This is a genomic window from Rhizobium sp. rho-13.1 (assembly GCF_007000305.1).
GTDB lineage: Bacteria > Pseudomonadota > Alphaproteobacteria > Rhizobiales > Rhizobiaceae > Rhizobium > Rhizobium rhododendri.
In genome coordinates this window covers 128,487-150,383 of record NZ_SCFL01000009.1, presented here as the reverse complement: position 1 = coordinate 150,383, position 21,897 = coordinate 128,487, and the positions used below count along the sequence as shown (strand labels likewise).

Sequence of the window (21,897 nt, the reverse complement as noted above, 5' to 3'; positions counted from 1 at the left end):
TCACCACCTCACGGATGTGCTGGCGAACAGAAGCCCGGCGTCGTGCCGGTCAACCGTTCCGCCGAATATGTCCGAATAGCCGATATCGAAATTGACATGGCCGCCAGCGAGCTTGGCGCCCACCGTCCAGCCAAACATGTCGCCACCCTCGATGCGGTAGCGTGATTGCGAAGGGATGCGCCCGTAGTCAAGACCGACATAGGGACGGAACTCGCCAAATAATTTTACAAGTTCCGCATGATTGGCGAAGGGCTGTGTGCGCCAGGCCAGATCGTTGCGGACAAAGAAGCCGTTATTGCCGTAAAGCATGGTCTCGCGCGTGCCACGCACGTTGGAATATCCGCCAATCGAGAATTGTTCGGCGCCGAACAGATTGTCCGGGGAATACTGTCCAGTGATGATCGAGTTGACCTCAAAATGCTGTTCGGCGAGCTCAAACGGCTTGGTCATCGTGATGGTGCCGGTAAATTTGGAAAACCGGGGATCTGCGTCCCCTGCCCCGACGTCGCCCGGCCCGACGGCGTCAAAGAGATTGAGCCCCTGGCTGTAGGACAGGTCGAAGACCCAGAGCCCTCCCAACATTCGGCGCGAATGCGAAATACCGAGATCGCCGACCGTATATCTGCGGCTGCCGACCTCGATCTTGTTGCCGAGCAGGAAATTATTGGTTTCCTTGTAGGTCAGGCCGCTATTGAACGTCGTGATCGAATCCTTGTCGCGGAAAATCACCCGGTCTGCGCCGATGCCAGCCTGTTTGCTGGTACCAGACGTTTCCAACGGACCGAAATTGCCGGGGACGGAGCTGTCGTAACCATACCAGGAACCGTTCAGCGACAATGTCCAATAGCCGTAGGGAACGCTGACATTGCCGGAATAGCTGTTGCTCCTGCCTTGCCCGTCATCAGGCCAGGGATAGTCCGGGCCACTATGCTCGTAGGAAAAATTCCATTGATCGTTGATGCCGAAAAGGCTGTCATAGCCGACCGAGGCAGAGGACTTGGAATATCCCGTCTGCTCCTGGCCGAGATTGTTATTGCCGAAGGACAGGTGCCAGGGATGGTCCGGCTTGTTCTCGATATTGAGGATCGTGGTTCCATCCGTCTTGCCCGGCAGCATGGCTGTCTTGGCGTTGTTGGACGGGAGACGGTTGATCTGGTCGAGACCCTGCTCGATATCACGCAGGTTTGTGATCTGGTCCTTCATGCCGGGAAAGGCAGTCGCCAATACGCCGGAGCCGGGGGCCGGTTTGCCATTGATGTAGATATCCGACAGCGTACCTTCGACGGCGACCAGGCGCAGCATCTTGGTCCCGGCGATATCCTGTGCGGGCACGTAGACGCGCGAGGCTACGAAGCCCTTGTCGAGGTAGAGATGCGTCAGGTCGCGCAGCAGTCCATTGATCTCACCCATGCCGACACAGCGGTTCGCATAAGATGACGTGACCTTGGCAATGGCAGTGGCCGGAAACTGCTTCACTCCATCCACCTCGACATGGGTGATCGCAAAGCACGGGCCAGCCTTCTGACTGCTGGATGGTGCTGGTTGCGGAGCCCCTGCGGGCGCCGGCTTCGGCGTCATCTGTCCCAAGGTCTCCAGACGCTTCTGTTCAGCCTCTTGCGCTTGCCGGCGCGCAAAGTCGTCATTGGGCGTCTGGGCGGCGACCGGCGATACGGCAAGAGCTGCCGTCAGCAAGGCGCTGGCGGTCAAAACGAGATTGCGGCGGGGAGCAGCTGGTGGGGGCCGGGCGGACTTCATAACTCTGTCTGCCTCTTGCCTTAGGGAGTATCAGTCTTCTGCAAAGCATCCAAAGCCGCCGACAATCCTTTCAGCGAGAATTTGATGTTGACCTTCTGCCCATTCATCATCTGCACGTGACCGGTGCCATCGGCTGCCTTGGAAAACGCCGCGATCATGCGGGCGTCCAATTTCTGCTGAGACCAGCAGCCGGCCTGAGTGCAATTGCGGTAGGCCAGCTGCACCACAGGCTTGTCGGCCGCGTCGATGCTCAGCCCAGACGGCAGATACATGTTGAGCGGCACAAGGGCGGTGAGAACGAGATCACTTGCCGGCGGCTTTGCACCCTTTTTGCCTGATGTGGCCGGTACATCTGCCTTGGCGATGGCAAGCGTCAGTACGTTAACGTCCTGGTCGCCCTGCTTTACCGTCGCAATCTGCGCGACCTCACAGTTCGTTGTCGCAGCGCCATCGGTAGCCTTGCCGTCGATGCAGCGGTAATACCAGTCGTCGAATTTCTGGACGCGGGCTTGGGGCGCGGGTGCCGGCTGTGCAGGTGGGCCCGCGGTGGTCGTCTGCTGGCCATTTGTGTTTGCCGGAGCGGTCTGCTGGTCCTGCGCGAGGCTGGAATACCCGAACAAGGTTGATGAAAACAGCAACGTGGATGCCAACGCCCGCACTGAAAATGCTCTATTTAAAGCCGTTAAAATCATGCAATCCCCACCAGCAATGCATTTGAATGTGCAAGTCGACCCGATCAATCGACTGTCCATCAAAGTTTTAAAAATACAGGTTTTTAGAAATACGAGGCCACTCATTGGCTGCGTCCGAGATATCAGACTAAAAGCACTATGGGCACACTCAGTCTTTCGCGCGCCGGTGTATTTGCGACGTTTCTGACGGGACGTGCTAATTCTACATCACCGACCCCTGCAGATTGATGGTAAATCCCACTGCTGTTCTCGCTGAGTGCACCCTGAGATTTTTAAAGCATAGGGCCGGACAACCCGGTTCGTTTCATCGAAGCTTTTGTTGACGACATTGATCTTACGACCCCAGCTTCGTTCAGGCGGCAGCCAAGGACACGGGTCGGCCAAGCTTTGATCCGCCCAATTGGACACCTCTATTTTCCGGGTGCGGCGGGCAAAATGGCCCCGTGGATGCATCATCCGCGATGACCTCGCGCGGATGACCACCCATCTTTTGTGATGATTGCCGCATCTGCCGCATACATTTCGGCCTTCCGGCCAGCTGCGCGTTATGCGGTCCGTGGTTTTCCAGTCAGCGTTGGATCTCCTGGGAGAGCATGAGCCGCTGTTCCTGCCGCTACAAGGCGGCAAGGTGCTGGCTGCTCCTGTCGGCAGTATACTGCCACTCATCAGGACGTTGTTCGATCTGTTCAATCTGGCTGGAGGTGTGGTGCGGACGGGCGACTGCGGTTGTCGTCGCTTGATGCCGCAAGCCTTGCCGATCTGGAGGAAGCCGCCGGCGCCGTCTGGCAGGGCGGTCAAAGAGTGCTTGCGCTGGGGAAAAAGCTACGCGGCCACGACGGCATTCCTGCAGTCGACCTGCCGCCGTGGCTTAATGCGACATTGCGGCCCTATTAGGCGCACGGGCTGGCATCGTTGGCGTTTCTCAAGGGTGTTGGGCTTGGCGGCATCCTTTCGGGTTGGGTTTCGGAAAAACGGTCCAGGCGCTAGGCCTGATCGCCATCGAGAAGCCACTGGGCGACTATCGACCCGCGTTCTAGTCGTCGCTCCCACCAGCCTCATGGTCAATTGGGCGACGGAACCCGGAAAATTTGCGCCGGAATTATCCATACTCGTTCTGCAAGGTGCCGACCGCAAGAAGCATTTCCAAAGCCTTGAGGCTGTTGATCTTATGCTAACCACCTATCCGCTGCTGGCACACGACCAAGCCATCCTTGCCGAGCGCGGTTGGCACATGGTCTTCCTTGATGAGGCGCAGGTCATCAAGAACGCAAATGCCGCGAAGACGAAGCTGGTACATGGGCTAAAATCGCCGCATCGCTTTTGCCTAAACCGGGACGCCGCTGGAAAATGACCGCGGCGAAGTATGGTCGCTGTTTCACTTCATTGCGCCGGGGTTTCTCGGCGATTTGAAGAGTTTTACCCGTCAGTGGCGGACGCCGATTGAAAAGAAGGGTGACACGGCAAGCTCGCGGCTGTTAGCAACCCGTATCAAGCCCTTTCTGCTGCGGCGAACGAAGGAAGAGGTGGCGGCCGAATTGCCGCCAAAAACCGTGATAACCGAAAAAGTAGAGCTTTCTGCAGGTCAGCGGACGTTTTACGAATCCATCCGGCTAGCGATGCATGCAAAAGTTCAGGCGGCAATCGCCGAGAAAGGCCTCGCCCCCAGCCATATCGTCATTCTGGATGCCCTGCTGAAACTGCGTCAGGCCTGCTGCGATCCGCGCCTCTTGAAGCTCGAACAGCTGATCGAGTTGGTCGCCAATCTGATCGATGAAGGCCGCAAGTCATCGTATTCTCCCAGTTCACATCTATGCTGGAGTTGATCGGGAAGCGATTAGATGACGCGGGCATCGCCTATGCCTTGCTCACCGGCGATACCATCGATCGTGCAGCGCAGGTAATGTCGTTCCAAATGAAGAAATGCCTGTCTTCTTCATAAGCCTTAAGGCCGGCGGTGTCGGACTGAACCTGACCGCCGCCGATACAGTGATCCTCTACGATCCCTGGTGGAACCCGGCGGTCGAGGAACAAGCTCTCGACCGGGCCCACAGGATCGGCCAGGCTAAGCCGATCTTCGTCTACCGGCTGGTTGCCGCCGACCCGATTGAAGAAAAAATGGACGTGCTCAAAGACAAAAGCGTGCGCTGGCCACCAGCATCTTCGACCATGACTGCCGCCCGACACTCGCGACGACCGAGCCGGATCTCGACTTGTTGCTCGGGGTAGCTGATCGGGGGTGAGTGGATTATGGTCGCAACGCTTAATCTCACCCTGGATGCGGACCTCAGCGCCGGCGTTTCCCGTCCCGCCGAGTTTAAATGACGTCTTCCCAGAAATCGCCCGTCAATCCTCAGCTGTAAATCTCGACACCAATGTTTCGTGGTCGAAGCTGTATCATAAACTCCCTTGCGGGAGACGGCGAAATTCTTCGCGCTTGAGCCGCAAGTCGCAACTAGGGTCGAGACCGCCTCTTTGCCTGCACAGAAGTTGCTCCGAAACGCAGCAGCGGACCCGCCAACAGCGCCCGACCCAAAGCCTTTATCATCCGAAACTATTAAAGCTGCTTATTTCAGACTTAAGTCGCTGTTTCTCGGCTGCCGAACAAGCGGCGGGGTATACGTCGTAAACAGCCAGGGTTTCTTCAGCATCGGTACGCCTTTGGGCCTGCTCGTGGTTGAGGTCATTAAACTGGTACCATGCTTGTGTCGCCGGCCTCGGCATGGTGCTGGGGCCGACTTTCCTGAGCGGCCGGGAAATGCGATCCGGCGTGATCGTAGCGCTTTCGGGACATGAGCCTGTCGAAACCGGAACTTATCGGTACTAGCGTCGCTCGGAATCGCGCGGTCCGGCAATTCTGCGGCAGGGTGGGTGCCGAAATGCGGCGACTGGAGTGAGAGCAGGTTACGATGACGCACCCGCGCCCAAAATTCAGGGATGTCATTTTAGCCGATAAATTGAAAACGCTCGACGTCTTAGTCGCCCAAACTCTCTTTCGCGCAAGGGCGATTTTGCTTGATCGCCGATTCGCGCACTAGCCGATAGACTCTTTCGGGGACAGGAAGGTTTGCGCAATCGTATAAATCGCGGTCTGCACAATGGCCTTTCCGCATCACCGATCCGCTTATTCGCCAAAAAACCCGTTCGCTTAGAAATGGATACGCCTGTCCCATTGGGTGAGAAGCTCCCTGCGGTGAACAAGAACCAGCGTGTTGCGGCTTCGATGTGCAATGAGTGCAGCAGCGACAACTGTCTTGCCGAAGGCGGTCGTCGCGGCGAGCACGCCGTTGTCGTTGGCGACAAGAGCAGCAAAGGCCCGCGATTGTGGCCGTCGCAGTTCCCCTTGGAACGAGACGCCGGCGGGTAGCGCATCTCCGTCTTCGCGGTGATCCTCCAAAATGGCGGTCGCGCCATGGCTCTTGACGAGCTCAATTGCTTCGTCGAAGCAGCCTCGTGGCAGCGCGACATGGCGTGGATGAAGCTCGGCACAGGAGATGATCCGCGGCTTGCCGAATGTCGGCAATCGCATTGCTTGCGCACGATAAAATTCCGGGTTCTGGAATGCTGCCAGGCGCACGAACTGCGCAATCAGCGCGGACGGAAGCTCGGTCCTATCGATATAAACCTGATCGGCGATCACGACCTTGATGCTTTGCGGGATCGCAGCCTCAATTCGCCGCGGCTCGCTCCGACGTGACGGCAACATCATCCACGGCTCATCGGCATGTTCGTCATCGACCGGCATCCGGACGCCCAAGACCCGCCCCGACAATTCGGCTTCGTCGGCGATCCTGAAGACTTCGTCCGCCGACAACCTGGGTAAAGACGACAGGTATGCCCACTGGTCATCGTAGGGTTGCAGGTCGCCATCGATAAAAACGCTGTTTCCATTTTCGCGAGCTTTCCTTTGCAGGGGAAGCGCGATCAGATTGCCGAAGCCGCCAAGTGGCATGGTATCCTGGTTGGGAAAGAAACGGTCATAGGACGTGAAGCCGATCTCGGGGCGGTTCTCCATCGTCTCTGTGATCAGTGCGGCCCCCAGTTGTCGGGCGACCTTCGCGGGAACGGGTTCGGAGAAGAATATCCAGACATGGCCGCCGTTTCACGACCTCGACCGTTCGAGGGCTGCGGCAATTCCTTTTGCGTGACAGGTTGCCAGCAACGCTCTGGTATCGTCCGCCCAGCTTTCCTTGTCGAAGTCAGCAGCAAGGAACCAGCATGTTTCGTCTTGCAGCAATGGATATACGCCGGCAACAAAGTCGCTTGAACGGGCATCGCCGCCACGAAGGTGCTTTTCGATGATATCCTCGGAATACGGGATGAACGCCTGATGCGGGCAGTCCCCACATTTCACCTTCGGCTTGCCGCAGATTCCTTTCGCCCACTCGTTGGAACAGGATGGCGAATAGCCGGTGCGTCCATCCTTTCTATTTTCCCATCGCACCGGAAAGACATCGGGGCGCCCGGCAAACAACTGCCGGAATAACTCCACCTTCTCCATCGACGGCGAGCTGTTGGTAACAGGGGCATCGGTGAAGGCTGGCTTTTCGGCGGCAATCTGGCTATCGGAAATCAGCTGTTGCTCAAACACTTCCAGCTCACGCTCAAGCGCCATCCGCTCTTCATTCAGATCGGCTAACCGCCGTCGAATGCGAGCAATGTTCTCCCAAGCATCATTCTTTTCCGCCAACTTTGAAGCTTCCGCCTAAATGATCATGCGGATCAGCATAGGCCAAAGACGTCCGCATTTTAAGACGCACTATCCATCTCAGCGGCACAGAAGGCTCCGGAATTATGCGGAGTAAAATCCACCGCGAGCATCGGCAAAAGCAGGCTTCAGCGACCAACGCTCCGCATAATCCCGCTCTATGCATAATCGACCTTATGCGGTGCACCGCATAATGTCGAATTCGGCGCAGGCTGGCAGAAGCAGGCCCGGGAAACCGAGCGCGCCTGCATCTCGGTCAAACTTGACGATCCGAGTTTTCCGGCCCCGATCTACGCGACGCTCAGTGAAATCCAGGGACACGAGGGACTGCAGCTCATCTGGTCGCGCAACACCCGCCGCTGATCAGACATCGAAGCCCCGCTCGATCCGGGCGGGGCTTTCCTCAGATCACTTGTTGAGCGCATCCTTCAGCGCCTTGGCTGGTGTGAACACCAGCTTCTTGGCGGCGGCGACCTTGATGGCCGCTCCGGTCGCGGGATTGCGCGCCTCGCGCTCCGGTGTATCTTTCACCTTGAATTTTCCGAAGCCGGGAAGGCTCGTTTCGTCGCCGGCAATCGCTGCCTCTATGATCGATGCAATCACCGCTTCGACGATCGCCTTTCCCTGGGCCTTCGTGAGACTGTGCTCGTCGGCGATCTTGTCGGCAATTTCATTGGTGGTCGTCATATCGTTCTCCCCATTGTCATTCGTGCGAAAATCCCTGACAGAGGATCACAGCCCTGTCATCGACCCACCCCGCCAAGAGCAGCGATTTGCTGATTTTTCCACAGCTACCGCGTATTTGGCGCATCACGGTGCATCTGTATTGGTGGATCCGCACGCGGGCATCGAGCCCACTTGCGGATCAATGGGCAGTACGGAGAGGGAATGTCTGCTGCGTCCAACCGAGGATGCCATGGCGGCATGAAGGCCTAGGACGAGCGGGTCCCCGAAATTTCTTGCCCGATCCTGAGGCCCGACCACAGAAGTTCGGCTCACCCTGCCGGCTCCGCCGGTCTCTATCGCGACCGTTGACCCCTCCATCCCTCCATGACCGCGGGCGTCGTCTTTAACAAACGTCAAGGAGACGACGATGGCAAACGAACTGGAACGGAGCATCGTGGAACTGCAGGCCGAGTTGCGGAACGCACACCCGGACGAACGTACACCCGGACGAACGTCGCCGGATCGAAGCGGAACTCGACCTGGCGCTGGCTGGGCGCGAAGTCCTGATGGCCGAACGGGAAGTCAGACTCAGCGCCGAGCCACCCTTTTTAGGGTGGCTTTCACCATATCGCCAAGGCCACCCTGCCGGATCGACCGGCATGATAGACTGGAAGCTCCATGACGACCAAGACCCGTTCCGCCTGTCCGTCACGGAAGTGATCAGTTCCCACACGGCGCCTTTCGACGCTCTGTGATCGAAATCAAGACCGCGCTGCCGGACGTCGTGCCGCAACGCGACGCCGATAGAGTTTCCTGCGTCTTCGACTTCCTCACCGTCCATTGGCGCCGCGTCCTACGCTTGCACTACGGTCCTATTTCGCGGACTGCCCGTTATTCCGCAACGACAAATTTGGCCTGAAGCTCGCGATCAACAGTCCGTTCTTCGCCGAGATCAAGATCACGTTTGAATCCAATGGGCGAGACCCCGTCTCACGTTTACCGGAAGGCACGCCCTGGCGGTCCTCCTCTCGCAGCCGATCAGATGACGCTCTCCGGGCGGCCATGGGGCTTCGGTTCGTATCCATGAGATCGCCTCTTTCGCAGCAGTTCAAGGAAGAGGTTGCCAGCCTCCTCCTCCGGCGTGAAATGATGCACTCGGCTATGACCACCGGTGCCAAATGCGACCCCATCGGCGGATAAGACAGACCTCGCCGAACAGATTCGGCTCAATCGACATAGAATAGTAACAGGCCATGTTTTTGATGGGGGCCCTGCGTTCGACGTAGAGCTGATTTGGCTGGATGATAATGACAGGCAGAACCGGACACGGCGGATTAATATTAGATGGGATGGCAGGCCGATGATCCGGGCGATCCGCCTGCGGCGGACGTCTCAATTCACCTCGCGAACGAAGCCCGCAAGCGGGTCTCCGCCGTTCCCGGTGACGATGCTCTGGCAGCGATGCATCGTCGTCGCTTGGCGTCGAGGGCGTTGATTAGCGCTGCGTATTGTCGGCAAACTGCGACGGCATCAAGATCTATCCGACACCCGCCCGGCCTGTCTGGCCGGTTGGCGGACGCAGCCCCGACTTACTCAAACACGACGGAGAGGCGGAACGCTTTGCACTATGCCCGCATTCTTCGGGCATGCGCTGAGGGTGGTAATCCTCTCCTGCGTTGCGCTAGCCGTTGCCTCGTTCGGATGTTATTGATATCTCACCGTTTCGGTCACCGACATTCCGACACCTCACGACGACGGCCCGCTTCAGCATCTTCCACGAAATCGGTCTGGTCGCCATGTTATAGTAGTTGCGCGTTAGCACAGTGGTCAAACTGATTTGGTCAGAGAGCAGGATAGGCTAACGGTATACCGTGCCGTTTCGCCCGCGGGGCGCAGTCGCTTTGGCGCGGCGATGATGCTCAATATGGCGGACGTACGCTGGCGATCAGTTGGGGAAAAATCGACGGTAATACCGCCCGTTTGTACGCAGATGCCTTACCGCAAAGGAAGGGCATCGCCGCCATGGGCGCGTCCTGGTGCATCAGAACAACCAATTTGGGAATAGGCGAATGGGCTGAGTAGCAAGATGGCAATCCGGTGTCAGTCGTGATAGAGCGTCTGAGTTCCTTCCTGAGCATCGACCCAAAGCAGATCGGCATCATCGGTGGCGGGAAAAGGAAGCCAACAGGGATCATCGATGTGGCGCTGATCCAAAGCCTGGTTCGCAATGGCGAGGTCGATGACATCGTGGGAAATTACGGTCATCTGATTGTGGACGAGTGCCACCATCTGTCCGCTGCAAGTTTTGAACTTGTCGCTCGCAGATCCAAGGCGCGATACGTGGTTGGCCTATCAGCGACGGTCGCCCGAAAGGACGGCCATCATCCGATCATCTTCATGCAATGCGGTCCCGTTCGCCATCGGGTCGATGCAAGAGTTCAAGCTGCCGAGCGTGGTATGCGCCACCGTGCCCGCGACCGTTCGACGAAGTTTGAGTTACCAGCGTCACTCGTCTCGGCAGAGCGCCCGTCAATGCCAGCGATCTATGCGGCCCTTGCGCAGGACCAAGGCCGAAATGACCTGATATTCGATGACGTGTTGAAGTCCCTCGAGGCCAAACGTTCGCCCATCCTGCTGACGGAGCGTAAGGATCACCTTGATTATCTGCAGCAGAAGTTCTCACCGTTTGTAAAAAATCTGGTGGTGCTACGTGGCGGCATGTCGGCGAAGGATCGCAAGCAAGCCAACACGGCGTTGAATGTCGCAGACGATGATGAGCGTCTGATACTTGCGATAGGCCGCTATATCGGGGAAGGCTTCGATGACGCCCGGCTCGACACGTTGTTCCTCACCATGCCGATCGCCTGGAAAGGCACTTTGGCGCAGTATGTCGGACGTCTGCATCGTCAGCATGACGGTAAGAAAGACGTCTTGGTCGTCGATTACGTCGATAGCACCGTTCCCGTTCTGGCCCGGATGGCGGCAAAGCGACGAGTGGGTTATCGCGCGCTGGGCTATGTGATCGAATGAGGGCGCCCCGCTGTGGGCGGAGCGCCGTGTTTCTGGTCAGCGGGACCAGATGAGCTTGTGCTCGCCTTTGTCGCCCTGGACGAGGGAGGCATAGACCGGAGCTGTGAAGGACGGATCGTCGAGCTTGAGCGAGAGGTATTCGGCGCCGGTTTCCCGGGCGGTCCGGCTCCAGCCGGCTCCGAACTCGACACCCGTTGCTGTGACCCGGAAGTCCGGGGCGCGATCGTTGTCGCGGTCGCAGGGTTTGATTGATGCCTTGACGTTGAGGGTGAGGGTCTTGATGGTACCGTTGTAGGCGCCGGTTTCGTCGCGGGTGAAGGTGCCGATCTGAGCCATTGTCGTTTCTCCTGAGAGTTGTTCGAAGCCGCCCGATGCGGCCTCGATGGCGGTCGAGAGGCGACGGGTTGGCCTGCTGCATCCAAAGGACCACAGCGCCAGCGGAGGACGGCGGTAGCCGAGCTTGTTGGCTCGCGAGGAATGGCCGCTTGCGGTCAGGGGAAGAAGGTCGGCGAAGCCGTTGCAGGCCAAGGCCGGACCGGCGCCAGACCATCCGAGATGAGAGGCCGTATCGGGGCTTCGCGGCATTGTCGGCCGAGAACGACGTGGATGATCGCCTCATCATCAGCAGGAACACCGCTGTCGCAGCGTCATCGCCCCTACCGATGTCATTGCCATTGCCATCATCTTGAGGACCGGCAGCAAGACACGTGGGCCTGTGAGGCCAAACTCGCCGTGCCGATAACGGATGAGCTGCATACCGACTGCTGGAATGGATTTTAAACCTCCGATTTGTTCAATACGCCGGACTTCTCCGGAGCCGACAAGCAACTGGAGGTAATAGTGACAAAGCGAAAGTACAGACATCGCCACAGTAACTGATGCTCGCCATCAACACGTACTTTGCCCAGACTTTCGGCGGACTGCGACAGACGCGAACACAAGTACTGTCGACCATCACTATGTCTCCATCTTAACGCTTTGAAACGGCGTCCGGAAGACGATCCCAGACGCCCGCCTTGCGCCATCGGGAGAACCGATTGTAAAGCGTCGTGCGCGGGCCATAACGCTCCGGCACATCTCGCCAAGTTGAACCAGTCCTGAAACGCCAGAGGATACCGTTGATGACCCAACGGTCATCAACACGTTCAATTCCACGGCTGTTGTTCGGCAGCAGAGGTGCAATGATAGCCCATTCCTCGTCGCTCAATTCGTGACGGCGCAGAGCAATCTCCTTTCAAGAAAATGAGAATCTGCAATGAGCTCAGTGCAAAGCACGGCCTCGTGGTTTTCCATCCAACGCGCAGCTGTTGATCGGCGCCCACGGCATTGCGCCGGCAACGAACAGCGCGCGAAAGGTCTCCCCCTTGTCGACCGACCGTTCCGGCCCGATGTCGTCGGCCTTGTTTTGGCTTGCCAGCATGACATGGAACTTGCCGGTCAATTCACTGCCGCCATCGAGACACTGAAAACTGATGGCACGCTGCAGGCGGTGAGCCTAAAATGGTTTGGAACGGATCTCGTGTCAGATTGAAGTGGTGGCTCATGCCGCAAGTCCGCAAAAAAGGGCCGGCGGCGGGCAAGGTGGCCTTATATCTGAAGGATATCGCTAAGCCGCAATCTTCCCGATTTCCCGCTTTGATGCCTGAACGAGAAATCCTGACCTGGTCAAACCATGTGCTTCTGCGTAGGCATCCACCTCCTGCAAGACATCCTCGGGCATCGTGATGTTTACGCGGACGGCCTTTTTCGTTTCTTTTTTAGCGAAACAAGAATGGCGGCACCTGAGGAATTATGAGGATCAGCCATAATGTCGGTGAGGGAAGATGCTTCAGGGACAGCCTCTCCATCTTCGACAAGACCGTCGACGTGAAAAGCCAAAGCCTCTTCGGCCATGCGACGGGCGTCAACCAAATCAGTGCCGGCTGTTACGACACCTGGGAAGTCAGGAAAGGAAACACCGTAATCGCTTTCGGCTTCCTTGTGGATCAGTCCGATATAGTTGCGCATAGTGATTACCTCAGTTTTAGCCCAGATTGCTTTTCGATGCTCTTGAGCGTCAACGGGATATCTTGCTTAGGATGAGGAACGGTTACCCGGCGTAGCTTTGACGGGTGTTTGAATTGGACGTGGCTGCCCTTCTTGGCAACCTTAAACCATACATCAATCGTCAAGGCAGAGTTAATATCGACGCTCTTCGGAGAGAGAATACACACACGAAATGTGTATAAATCAAGATTGCACAGCGTCGCTTGGAATTTACGGTAAGGCGAGAGCCATTCCGCGAACAAAGCGTGATTGGCGGCGTCCCGGACGAAATGCAGGGTCGCCGCCTGCCACGGCGTGGTGAAACGCCCGCAAATTGGCGTTAGCGGCTGAGGATACAGGAACATGTCAAGCTCCCAACGGTTTAACCCCGTCAATTGAAGGAGTTCTACATGGCATTCGTCAAAGCAAAAGATGGTACGCAATTGCATGTCAAAGATATGGGCCAGGGACGTCCTGTCCTTCTCATCCATGGATGGCCACTGACAGGCGACATGTTTGAATACCAGACGCTGGCACTTCTGGAAGCCGGATACCGGGTGATCACCTATGACCGGCGTGGTTTTGGTCAGTCAGGCCATCCGGCGGACGGCTATAACTATGATACCTTCGCCGACGATTTGGCGAGTGTCCTGGAGGAACTCGACCTACAGCAGGTCTCGCTGATCGGGTTTTCGATGGGTGGTGGCGAAATTGCCCGCTATCTCAGCCGCCATGGTGTGTCACGCGTTGCAAAGTCGGTGTTGGTTTCTTCTGTTGTCCCGTATCTCCTGAAGGACGGGAGCAATCCCGATGGCGTGGATGCAAGTGTATTTGAGGATATGAAGGCACAGATTCGCAAGGACCGCTTCGCCTTCCTGCAGGCCTTTGCGAAAACTTTTTACGGGGTCGGGATGCTGACCAATCCGGTTAGCGAGGGTGTGCTCGATTGGTCGTTTGCGCTCGGCATCATGGCAAGCCCCAAAGCCACGATCGAGTGCATCGATGCGTTCGGTAAAACGGATTTTCGCGGCGATCTCTCAGCGTTTACCATGCCGACGTTGGTCATTCACGGGACGGGCGACAAGACAGTCCCGATCGGTCCGTCGGGTCGTGCTGCTGCAGCCGGTATTACCGGGGCGACCCTAATTGAGTATGACGGCGAGCCTCACGGCCTGTTCGCGACGGTCCCCGAGCGTCTCAACAGGGATCTGCTCGAGTTCTTAGCTTAGCTGTCGGAATGCGTGAGTAGGTACAGCGAAAGGCGGGCTGGTCCTGCCTTTCGTATTTTTCATGAAAATATTTTGATCAGCAACCATCCTCGCCCGCAAAGGGAAGCCTCACGGAGGTGCGACCTCACCGACTTTGGACTTGCAATGCCGAGGCGGAAGAAGGCCCACGTACTTTTAATTCGTTGGGGGACGGAAGGTGGGGGTGGTTGCTCCATCAACAGGAGTTGGACAGGATCAAGGTTCGTTAATTGAGTAATATAATGCGTTTCCCTGCCCCCGCCATTTCCCGAGTCCGCCTTGAGCAGTTGCTTTCTCTCAACGCTCAATCCAAGCCGATTTCGCCTGAAGTCAGGCTGGGAAGCCCCGCGCCAGAGCAGGCAAGCCTAGATCTTTCCCGGCCAACGGGAGGTACCTCACGCCGAGAGCCAGAAGAAACTTTTTTACATCATTGACTTGGAAGAGATTGCGTCATGCGACTTATGGAATCTGGGGTTTTCATAGCGCGAAAAAAAAGAATTTTACCTAATCGCTTGAATGTCAGCACTCACCGTCGGACAGCTTCGCTCTCAATCTTAATCAGAGTGGTCTGAATTGATTGCCACCATCAATTGCTTTTGATGGCTCGAACCTGTCTCACCCACCACTCCGGATAAAATCTAGAAGAAAATGATGAGCCCGACGGCTCTCACCGCATTTCCAGAATACCTAAGAGCTTACCACGATAGCTATCGCCGATCACAGCGAGGACGATAACGGCACCGATCACGATAGGTTTGACATTATCGTCGGCGCCCAGAAGTTGCAAGCCGGTCGACAATACCTGCAGAATGCACGCGCCGACCAGTGTTCCGACAATTGAGCCTTTGCCACCCGAGAGACTTGTCCCACCGATGATGACGGCCGCAATTGCATTTAGCTCATAGCCAATCCCTGCGACAGGACTGCCGACGTTCAGCCGGAGCAGATAGACCATAGCGGCTATCCCGGCAGTCAGCCCCGAGATTGCAAAGACTGCAATTTTGTAGCGCCGCGGCGTATGGCCGGAAAGGCGCACGGCCTCTTCGTTGGTGCCGATGGCAAACACGAAGCGCCCGAAAACCGTATATTTCAGGATGAACCATCCGATGAGAACGACGACGATCGCGATCAGGAAGATCGACGGCAGCACGCCCCAGAAGATGAGATTTCCGAAATCGACGTATGGCTGCGGCAGGCCCGTAATCGTGGAGTTATCGCTGACCACACGCGCCAGACCGCTGGCGACATTGAGCATTCCTAGCGTGACGATGAAGGAGGGAAGCTTCCACCTCTCGCAGATCCAGCCGTTGAGCCCGCCAAGAATGAGGCCAACGCCCATGGAGGCAACTGATGCCAGAACGATCGCTTGCCAAGGGGACAGACGGGGATCGATCATGATGGTGGCGCCAACCACCGTGCAAAGTGCTAGAAGCGAACCCACCGAGAGATCGATGCCCCCGACGAGGATGACGAAGGTCATGCCGGACGCCAGGACGGTGTTGATCGCCGTCTGAACGAAAATCTTCAGGAAGTTCTCGGGCGTCGCAAAATAGGGGGCTGCGGCCGAGAAGAATATGACGAGGACGACGAGTGCAATCGCAACACCGGCTTCCCGCATTGCAATACGCAGGATGGTATCAACGAGGCGCACCCGTTTCACGTCACTCGTGGTTTCAGTGTTCTCGGACACGACTATACTCCTTGTAGGCCAGTGAGAGGATCTTGCTCTCGTCAAACTCTTCACGTGTCACTTGACCAGCAATCTTTCCGGCTGAAAGAACGATGATGCGGTGGCAGATGCCCATCAGCTCAGGCAGATCGGAGGAAACCACGAGAATGCCCTTTCCCGTGGCAGCCAAGTTCCAGACAAGCTCATAGATCTCGGCTTTGGCGCCGACATCGATCCCGCGGGTGGGCTCATCGAAAATGAGCACCTTCGGTCCGCGGAAAAGCCATTTGGCGATAACCACCTTTTGCTGGTTGCCGCCGGAAAAGGTTCTGACGACCTGTTTGATCGAGGGCGTCTTTATGCGCAGTTCTTGCACCAGACGCCTGGCATTGCTGTCTTCCACCGTCTTCAGGATCAGTCCGTTGCGGGAGATCTTGCGCAGGTCGGTTATCGTCGAGTTCTGGGCGCAGGTCATGTCGAGCATGAGCCCCTGTGTTTTGCGGTCTTCGGTCGCAAGGCAAAGGCCCGCGTTCACCGCATCCTTCGGGGATCTGATCTCGACCACTTTTCCATCGACCCTGATCTCCCCGGCGGCTTTCAGATCGGCTCCGAAAATGGCTCGCACGGCCTGCGTGCGGCCGCTGCCGACAAGGCCGGCGATGCCGACGATCTCCCCGCTAGCAACGGAGAACGACAACTCCGGGCTATCGCGGCTTACCCTGAGACCCGACACTCCGAGGGCTTCGCCATAAACGGTGCTGTCTTTGCGGAACACGTTGAGATTGGCAATCGTTCGGCCGACCATGAGCTCAACGATTTCAGGAATGGCAAGTCCGGCGAGCGGCCGGGTAATCACGTGCTGGCCATCGCGCAATATGGTCACGTCGTCGCCGACTTCAAAAATCTCTTCGAGGCGATGAGATATGTAAAGCGTTGTTACGCCGCGGTTTCGCAGGCGTCTGAGAATTTCGAAGAGGCGATCGACCTCCTTTGAGGTCAGCGTCGCAGTCGGCTCATCAAGCACAAGGAATTTGCTTTCGTAGCAAAGCGCCTTTGCGATTTCGAGCAATTGCAACTGTGCGACACTCAAGCGGCCGGCCTGCATTGTTGGCGCTATGTCGAGGCCGACTTCGGCGAGCAGTTCAGCCGCGCGTCTGTTCATCTGCTTGTAGTCGACCAGTCCGTGGCGGCGCGGCAGGTTCTCGAACAACAGGTTTTCAGCAACCGTCAGATTCGATAGTGGATGGAGTTCCTGATGGACGATGCGGATGCCGGCGCTGAAGGCCTCAAAGGGCGACTGAGGCTCATAGCGCCTGCCGTCGAACCAAATCTGCCCGTCGTCGGGTTTGAACACGCCGCCGAGAAGATTAATGAGCGTAGATTTTCCGGCGCCGTTTTCCCCAAGCAGCACATGTCCCCTGCCGCGGGAAATTTCGATGGAAACGTCCTTGAGCGCCACAACGCCGGGAAACCGTTTGCCGATCCTGTCCAGCCTCAAAATCGTTTCTTCGGTTTCATGTACCAAGTCGATCTCATGCATCGTTCGATCCGGATGAGGGTCAGCAGCACTTCGACGGTTCTAAACAATCGACGCGGCTAGTCATAAGCGGGAATTTTTGCAAATGCCTGCCGGGGAGATGATGCGCCAGCCATGAGCCAGCGCATCCGGTTTTGTTTGGACTACAAAGTGACAAGCTACTTCGTTATGAGCTTGATGTCAGTCTTGACCCAGCCGGTGAACTTCTCGCCCTTCATTTCACGAAGACCGTAATCGATGCCCATGGCAGCCATCTGGGCACCATATTGCTCAACGGTTGCCAGCACCTTGCCATCTTTGATCAAAGGTTGAACGGCTGGAATATTGTCGAAGCCGACAACTTTGATCTTGCCGCTCACGCCAGCCGCATCAAGCGCTTTCACAACACCAAGCACCATCGAGTCGTTGGCAGCCATGACGCCCTGAATGTCATGATATTTGGTCAGAAAATTCGTCATGACAGTGTTAGCTTCTTCGGTCTCCCAATGCGCGGTTTTGCTGTCGAGAAGCTGCAGACCACCGGCCTTGATCGCGTCGGCAAAGCCTTTCGCCCGCTCCTTGGCATTATCGGCTTCCGGGTTGCCTTCCAGGACGACGACCTTGCCACCCTTACCGAGATCCTTAGCAAGAGCATCGCCGGCCAGCTTGGCGCCATCCCTGTTGTCAGGACCGAAAAAAGCGAGATCGATACCGGCGGCCTTCTTCGCACCCTCATCGAGCGCAACATCAATATTGATGACCTTTACGCCCGCTTTTACCGCCTTGGCCAGCGGTGTTACCATGGCCTTAGAGTCTGCCGGAGCAACGACGATGATGTCGTACTTCTGCGTCACAAAGTTTTCGACGGCATCGACCTGCGATGCGAAATCACGCTCGTCTTTCATGCCGACGGCCTTGAAGTCGAACTTGTCCTTATTCTTGGCGGCGTAATCGTCGGCGCCAGCCTTCATCTGCTTGAAAAATTCGTTGGAAAGCGACTTCATGATGAGGCCAACTTTCGGCTTGTCAGCGGCGAAGGCCGGAGCAGTGCTCATCGACAATGCGACGGCCACAAAAAGCGAGCCAGCCGCACTGAGTTTCAGCACGTTGCGACGGGTTTTGATATGAAAAGCACTACGAATTCGTAGATTCGACATTTTAAACCTCCCCAATGTCTTGGAAACCAGGGCCTCCTCGCCCGTATGAACCGTTTCCAATCGTCGACGGATACCAAGTCATATATACGCTGTCAATGCCGTATCCTCGCGCAGTTATGCAACTTGGAGATGTATCTGGCCAGGAAATTGACAGCGTGACATGAACCGGTTCTATATTGCGCGAAGCAAAGTTCGCTCTCAAACTCAGGTCAAATGACGGCTATTGAGCGCGCGGATCTCCATCGATATGAGACAGGGTAAATCGGACGTTCGGTCTCCGAAGCACATAGGCAGAGCCTGAAAATGAAGAAGGTCGGGATACGAGACGTTGCCAAGCGCGCCGGGGTCGCGACTGGGACTGTTTCCAGGGTGCTGAATGGCCACGCTTCCGTGGCGCAGGACGTGCGCGACAGCGTTGATAAGGTCATTGCGGAGCTTGGCTATCGACCGGACCCCCATGCTCGCAGCATGCGAAGCAGAGTGAGCAGGCTGATCGGAATCGTGATCCCGAATTTGTCCAACCCTTTTTTTGCCGAAGTTGTGCAGGGTGCGGAGCAGGCCGCAGCATCGTTCGGCTACAATGTCATCTTCATGACCTCGCTCGATGACGTTGCAAAGGAAGCAGACCGGCTGGAGCAACTGGTCGGACGCAAGGTCGATGGGATCATCCTTGTTCCCAGTGACGGCTTTCACGCAACGAAACCTCCTCTTGGTTTGCCGCTCGTCGTGCTCGACCGGCTAATTAAGGATTATCCGGGCGTTGCTGCCAACCATCGTCAGGGCGCGAGGCTTGGCGCGGAATATCTTTTGAATTTGGGCCATCGCAGTATCGGTATCGTATCCGGGCCGTCCGACTCTGTCCCTGCAAATGATCGTCTCAGTGGCTATCTGGAGGCCGTTGAGGTTTTCAACGGCAGCAGCGGCCAATCGTGCAGTACCATGGTCGTGGAGGCCACATTCGATTATGAAGGTGGCTTGCGGGCCGGGAGTTATTTGCTGGCACAGGCACGCAACGAGAGGCCGACGGCGATCCTGGCGAGCTCAGATCAGCAGGCAATCGGCTGCATGCGGGCTGCCTACGACCTCGGCATTCCCATACCCGCTGCCCTTAGCATTGTCGGGTTCGACGGCATTCCTCTTTCTTACATGACGACGCCACGATTGAGCACTATCCGACAGCCGATAGCGGCGGTCGCTGCCGCGGCGGTGGAAATGATCTTGGGCCGCCGCGAGTTTTCCGAAGCCGATAAACCCCTTCTTCTGAAGTGTGCGCTCCTTGAAGGTGAGACCGCATCATCGCCTAGCCAGGTCCCGATGCTAAGAAATACATAAATCAAAAAGCATGTGCTGGACGTTTAAACATTTCCATATTAAATACCTGTCGACAGATTGCACGCAGATTGCCACTGATCGCATTCTCCGGCTGCATTGACATAACGGGAACGCTATATGGAATTGGTCCGCACACGCGGTTCTGGCACCCAGACAGTCTACGCGACCATCAGGCAGGAGATTCTTGCCATGACATTGGCGCCCGGCTGTCCTCTCGACGAGGTCAAGTTGTCTGAGCGCTTTGGAATGTCGAGGACGCCGATCCGGGAAGCCCTTTTGCGGCTGTCTGCCGATGGACTGATCACCACCTTGCCGAACCGCAGCACCATTGTCGCGGCCATCGATTTCGCGACGCTTCCCACCTATTTCGAAGCACTGACATTGATGTATCGCGTGACGACACGCGGTGCCGCCCACAAGCGCAATTCTACCGCCATGGCCCACATCCGCGCGTGCCAAGCGGATTTCGCTCAGGCTGTGGCGTCCAGGGATGCCTACGCGATGATCGAGGCGAATCGCGACTTTCACGTCGCAATCGCGGAACTGGCCGGCAACCACTATTATACGACCTTCTTCTCCCGGCTGCTGGATGAGGGACGCCGTATCCTGAGGCTCTACTATTCGACGTTCGACGACCGATTGCCACGGCAATATGTCGATGAGCACGAGGAGACGATCGCCACGATCGAGGCCCAGGACGTCGAGAAAGCCGATGCGCTGGCAACCGGCCACGCGGACCAGATTGTTGCGCAGATCCAGGAATATGTTGCCCGCGATGCCGGCAACGCCCGTCGCATCACGATCGTCTAGCGTCACCCGCCGCACGGGTGATCCGCGTGTCGAGCGCTGCCGAAAACCCGTTTCGGACTGGACGCTTTTCGTAACGGTCCATTCCAAACCGCCATTACCACCACGTCTTCAAATCATTGATTGCCGAACGCTGCAGGAGCCCACACATGGAATGGAATTTCCCCGTCGCAAGGATCGATGACCCGGAGCGCTTGCAGCGGGTTGGGCTATTGCAACAGGTGCTGGCGGCTGCCGATTGCGGCGGCATCCTGCTCGGCCCGACAGAAAGTCTGCGTTATTTTACCGGCCTGGTGTGGCATCAGAGCGAGCGTTTGCTGGGAGCGCTGGTGACGCCCAGCGCTCTCTACTACATCGTCCCAGGCTTTGAGCTTGGCCGGGTGGAGACGTTGGCGAGGTTGCCGGGCGAGGTCGTCGTATGGCAGGAGGAGGAAAGCAGTGCCGCCCTCATCAGCGCGTTGCTTCCTCCGAACAGCCGCCTGGCGCTCGACGACGCCTTGCCGCTCTTCGTCTATCACGCGCTTGCACAGAATCTTGGTGCGGAACGCCTCGTCGATGGCGGGAGGATGATCCGCGACCTGCGCCTGTGCAAATCCAGCGCCGAGATCGACCTCATCCAGTTCGCCATGAACCTGACGCTCGAGGTGCAGCGACGCGCGAATGCCTTCATCAAGCCGGGCATCCGCGCCTCGCAGGTTGTGCAATATATCGATGAGCAGCACCGGGCGCTCGGTGTCCCCGACGGATCCAGCTTCTGCATCGTGTCCTTTGCCGAGGCCACCTCCCTGCCCCACGGCGTCGATGGAGACCAAGTCTACCATGCCGGCGACGTCGTCCTCGTCGATACGGGTTGCCGCATCGACGGCTATCATTCGGACCTGACGAGAACCTACGTCTTGGAAGACCCGGACGAAGACTTTGCCCGGGCCTGGACAATCGAGCGGGAAGCGCAACAGGCGGTCTTTGATGCCGCGAAAATCGGCGCGGCGTGCAGCACGCTCGACGACGCCGCGCGCGCCGTACTGTCGAGATATGGTCTTGGCCCCGACTACCGGCTGCCTGGCCTTCCGCATCGCGCCGGCCATGGGCTTGGGCTGGACATTCATGAAGAGCCCTATCTGGTCCGTGGCAATGCGACCGTTCTCGCACCTGGAATGTGCTTTTCTAACGAGCCAATGATCGTCTTTCCGGAGCGCTTCGGTCTCCGGCTGGAGGACCACATCTACATGACGGAAACCGGGCCGCGCTGGTTCACGACCCCCGCAAAAGGACCGGCCGAGCCATTCGCCAATTGAC

At 57.3% G+C, this 21,897-nt stretch carries 20 protein-coding genes and 5 pseudogenes; 11 read left to right on the top strand and 14 right to left on the bottom strand.

Annotation, left to right across the window (positions count from 1 at the left end):
* A complete protein-coding gene (locus tag EQW76_RS19965) occupies nucleotides 1–1,755 on the bottom strand; it encodes a ShlB/FhaC/HecB family hemolysin secretion/activation protein (protein WP_142831577.1) in 1,755 nt (584 codons plus the stop codon).
* Nucleotides 1,756–1,775: 20 nt separating this feature from the next.
* On the bottom strand, nucleotides 1,776–2,447 hold the full coding sequence (locus tag EQW76_RS19960; protein WP_142831632.1) for an invasion associated locus B family protein: 672 nt from the start codon (nucleotides 2,445–2,447) through the stop codon (nucleotides 1,776–1,778).
* A gap of 726 nt (nucleotides 2,448–3,173) precedes the next feature.
* Here EQW76_RS19960 and EQW76_RS29895 point away from each other — a divergent pair.
* From EQW76_RS29895 to EQW76_RS30260, 4 genes are all read left to right on the top strand, one after another.
* Entirely contained in the window at nucleotides 3,174–3,341 is a 168-nt protein-coding gene (locus tag EQW76_RS29895; RefSeq protein ID WP_244615507.1) for a hypothetical protein, read from the top strand.
* Nucleotides 3,319–3,798 (top strand): SNF2-related protein, encoded by a 480-nt coding sequence (locus tag EQW76_RS30270; protein WP_341799007.1) that lies wholly within the window; start codon nucleotides 3,319–3,321, stop codon nucleotides 3,796–3,798. Before EQW76_RS29895 ends, EQW76_RS30270 begins: the two co-directional genes overlap by 23 nt.
* The gene (locus EQW76_RS30265; protein WP_341799006.1) at nucleotides 3,788–4,270 is read left to right on the top strand and encodes an SNF2-related protein; all 483 of its coding nucleotides are present in this window, start codon (nucleotides 3,788–3,790) and stop codon (nucleotides 4,268–4,270) included. Before EQW76_RS30270 ends, EQW76_RS30265 begins: the two co-directional genes overlap by 11 nt.
* Nucleotides 4,271–4,367: 97 nt before the next feature.
* Complete coding sequence (locus EQW76_RS30260; RefSeq protein ID WP_279621455.1) at nucleotides 4,368–4,673, top strand: C-terminal helicase domain-containing protein; 306 nt, start codon at nucleotides 4,368–4,370, stop codon at nucleotides 4,671–4,673.
* Between the two features lie 919 nt (nucleotides 4,674–5,592).
* On the opposite strand, the gene EQW76_RS29890 is transcribed toward EQW76_RS30260, so the two are convergent.
* Complete coding sequence (locus tag EQW76_RS29890) at nucleotides 5,593–6,459, bottom strand: DEAD/DEAH box helicase family protein (protein WP_244616987.1); 867 nt, start codon at nucleotides 6,457–6,459, stop codon at nucleotides 5,593–5,595.
* Nucleotides 6,460–6,546: 87 nt separating this feature from the next.
* Nucleotides 6,547–7,134 (bottom strand): hypothetical protein, encoded by a 588-nt coding sequence (locus EQW76_RS29885; protein WP_244616985.1) that lies wholly within the window; start codon nucleotides 7,132–7,134, stop codon nucleotides 6,547–6,549.
* 210 nt (nucleotides 7,135–7,344) lie between these two features.
* Between EQW76_RS29885 and EQW76_RS29880 the strand changes: the two are divergent.
* Nucleotides 7,345–7,515 (top strand): annotated as a pseudogene (locus tag EQW76_RS29880) (DUF736 family protein); the annotation flags it as partial.
* 45 nt (nucleotides 7,516–7,560) lie between these two features.
* Here EQW76_RS29880 and EQW76_RS19935 read toward each other — a convergent pair.
* On the bottom strand, nucleotides 7,561–7,839 hold the full coding sequence (locus EQW76_RS19935; protein WP_142831578.1) for an HU family DNA-binding protein: 279 nt from the start codon (nucleotides 7,837–7,839) through the stop codon (nucleotides 7,561–7,563).
* A 406-nt stretch (nucleotides 7,840–8,245) separates the two neighbouring features.
* On the opposite strand from EQW76_RS19935, the pseudogene EQW76_RS29875 reads away from it, so the two are divergent.
* Nucleotides 8,246–8,426, top strand: a pseudogene (locus EQW76_RS29875) (hypothetical protein); the annotation flags it as partial.
* A gap of 430 nt (nucleotides 8,427–8,856) precedes the next feature.
* Here the strand turns inward: EQW76_RS29875 and EQW76_RS19925 are convergent.
* A pseudogene (locus EQW76_RS19925) lies at nucleotides 8,857–9,127 on the bottom strand (WGR domain-containing protein).
* 797 nt (nucleotides 9,128–9,924) lie between these two features.
* On the opposite strand from EQW76_RS19925, the gene EQW76_RS19920 reads away from it, so the two are divergent.
* On the top strand, nucleotides 9,925–10,848 hold the full coding sequence (locus tag EQW76_RS19920) for a DEAD/DEAH box helicase family protein (protein WP_244615500.1): 924 nt from the start codon (nucleotides 9,925–9,927) through the stop codon (nucleotides 10,846–10,848).
* A gap of 36 nt (nucleotides 10,849–10,884) precedes the next feature.
* Here EQW76_RS19920 and EQW76_RS19915 read toward each other — a convergent pair whose 3' ends face one another.
* The 5 genes and pseudogenes from EQW76_RS19915 to EQW76_RS29870 all read right to left on the bottom strand — a co-directional run bounded on the left by EQW76_RS19915 (nucleotide 10,885) and on the right by EQW76_RS29870 (nucleotide 13,055).
* On the bottom strand, nucleotides 10,885–11,184 hold the full coding sequence (locus EQW76_RS19915) for a DUF736 domain-containing protein (RefSeq protein WP_024318408.1): 300 nt from the start codon (nucleotides 11,182–11,184) through the stop codon (nucleotides 10,885–10,887).
* Between the two features lie 637 nt (nucleotides 11,185–11,821).
* Nucleotides 11,822–12,076: pseudogene (locus EQW76_RS19910) on the bottom strand (transposase); the annotation flags it as partial.
* Nucleotides 12,077–12,109: 33 nt separating this feature from the next.
* On the bottom strand, nucleotides 12,110–12,289 hold the full coding sequence (locus EQW76_RS19905) for a hypothetical protein (RefSeq protein WP_142831579.1): 180 nt from the start codon (nucleotides 12,287–12,289) through the stop codon (nucleotides 12,110–12,112).
* 165 nt (nucleotides 12,290–12,454) lie between these two features.
* Nucleotides 12,455–12,855, bottom strand: a pseudogene (locus tag EQW76_RS19900) (type II toxin-antitoxin system HicB family antitoxin).
* A 5-nt stretch (nucleotides 12,856–12,860) separates the two neighbouring features.
* Nucleotides 12,861–13,055: a type II toxin-antitoxin system HicA family toxin gene (locus EQW76_RS29870; RefSeq protein ID WP_244615502.1), complete on the bottom strand. Its 195-nt coding sequence runs from the start codon at nucleotides 13,053–13,055 to the stop codon at nucleotides 12,861–12,863.
* A 228-nt stretch (nucleotides 13,056–13,283) separates the two neighbouring features.
* Here EQW76_RS29870 and EQW76_RS19890 point away from each other — a divergent pair, with 228 nt between their 5' ends.
* Complete coding sequence (locus EQW76_RS19890) at nucleotides 13,284–14,102, top strand: alpha/beta hydrolase (protein WP_142831581.1); 819 nt, start codon at nucleotides 13,284–13,286, stop codon at nucleotides 14,100–14,102.
* Nucleotides 14,103–14,787: 685 nt separating this feature from the next.
* Here the strand turns inward: EQW76_RS19890 and EQW76_RS19885 are convergent.
* The 3 genes from EQW76_RS19885 to EQW76_RS19875 all read right to left on the bottom strand — a co-directional run bounded on the left by EQW76_RS19885 (nucleotide 14,788) and on the right by EQW76_RS19875 (nucleotide 18,462).
* Entirely contained in the window at nucleotides 14,788–15,738 is a 951-nt protein-coding gene (locus EQW76_RS19885; RefSeq protein ID WP_244615503.1) for an ABC transporter permease, read from the bottom strand.
* Between the two features lie 55 nt (nucleotides 15,739–15,793).
* On the bottom strand, nucleotides 15,794–17,329 hold the full coding sequence (locus EQW76_RS19880; RefSeq protein ID WP_142831583.1) for a sugar ABC transporter ATP-binding protein: 1,536 nt from the start codon (nucleotides 17,327–17,329) through the stop codon (nucleotides 15,794–15,796).
* A 155-nt stretch (nucleotides 17,330–17,484) separates the two neighbouring features.
* Complete coding sequence (locus EQW76_RS19875; RefSeq protein ID WP_142831633.1) at nucleotides 17,485–18,462, bottom strand: sugar ABC transporter substrate-binding protein; 978 nt, start codon at nucleotides 18,460–18,462, stop codon at nucleotides 17,485–17,487.
* 303 nt (nucleotides 18,463–18,765) lie between these two features.
* On the opposite strand from EQW76_RS19875, the gene EQW76_RS19870 reads away from it, so the two are divergent.
* From EQW76_RS19870 to EQW76_RS19860, 3 genes are all read left to right on the top strand, one after another.
* Nucleotides 18,766–19,794 (top strand): LacI family DNA-binding transcriptional regulator, encoded by a 1,029-nt coding sequence (locus EQW76_RS19870; RefSeq protein ID WP_142831584.1) that lies wholly within the window; start codon nucleotides 18,766–18,768, stop codon nucleotides 19,792–19,794.
* Between the two features lie 117 nt (nucleotides 19,795–19,911).
* On the top strand, nucleotides 19,912–20,604 hold the full coding sequence (locus EQW76_RS19865; RefSeq protein WP_142831585.1) for a GntR family transcriptional regulator: 693 nt from the start codon (nucleotides 19,912–19,914) through the stop codon (nucleotides 20,602–20,604).
* Between the two features lie 146 nt (nucleotides 20,605–20,750).
* A complete protein-coding gene (locus EQW76_RS19860; protein WP_142831586.1) occupies nucleotides 20,751–21,896 on the top strand; it encodes a Xaa-Pro peptidase family protein in 1,146 nt (381 codons plus the stop codon).
* Nucleotide 21,897 lies beyond the last annotated feature (1 nt).

Coding starts and splice junctions, on each gene's coding strand:
- EQW76_RS19965 (WP_142831577.1), bottom strand. CDS start 1,755: ATGAAGTCCGCCCGGCCCCCACCAGCTGCTCCCCGCCGCAATCTCGTT.
- EQW76_RS19960 (WP_142831632.1), bottom strand. CDS start 2,447: ATGATTTTAACGGCTTTAAATAGAGCATTTTCAGTGCGGGCGTTGGCA.
- EQW76_RS30270 (WP_341799007.1), top strand. CDS start 3,319: ATGCGACATTGCGGCCCTATTAGGCGCACGGGCTGGCATCGTTGGCGT.
- EQW76_RS30260 (WP_279621455.1), top strand. CDS start 4,368: ATGCCTGTCTTCTTCATAAGCCTTAAGGCCGGCGGTGTCGGACTGAAC.
- EQW76_RS29890 (WP_244616987.1), bottom strand. CDS start 6,459: ATGGAGAACCGCCCCGAGATCGGCTTCACGTCCTATGACCGTTTCTTT.
- EQW76_RS19935 (WP_142831578.1), bottom strand. CDS start 7,839: ATGACGACCACCAATGAAATTGCCGACAAGATCGCCGACGAGCACAGT.
- EQW76_RS19915 (WP_024318408.1), bottom strand. CDS start 11,184: ATGGCTCAGATCGGCACCTTCACCCGCGACGAAACCGGCGCCTACAAC.
- EQW76_RS19890 (WP_142831581.1), top strand. CDS start 13,284: ATGGCATTCGTCAAAGCAAAAGATGGTACGCAATTGCATGTCAAAGAT.
- EQW76_RS19885 (WP_244615503.1), bottom strand. CDS start 15,738: ATGCGGGAAGCCGGTGTTGCGATTGCACTCGTCGTCCTCGTCATATTC.
- EQW76_RS19880 (WP_142831583.1), bottom strand. CDS start 17,329: ATGCATGAGATCGACTTGGTACATGAAACCGAAGAAACGATTTTGAGG.
- EQW76_RS19875 (WP_142831633.1), bottom strand. CDS start 18,462: ATGTCGAATCTACGAATTCGTAGTGCTTTTCATATCAAAACCCGTCGC.
- EQW76_RS19870 (WP_142831584.1), top strand. CDS start 18,766: ATGAAGAAGGTCGGGATACGAGACGTTGCCAAGCGCGCCGGGGTCGCG.
- EQW76_RS19865 (WP_142831585.1), top strand. CDS start 19,912: ATGGAATTGGTCCGCACACGCGGTTCTGGCACCCAGACAGTCTACGCG.
- EQW76_RS19860 (WP_142831586.1), top strand. CDS start 20,751: ATGGAATGGAATTTCCCCGTCGCAAGGATCGATGACCCGGAGCGCTTG.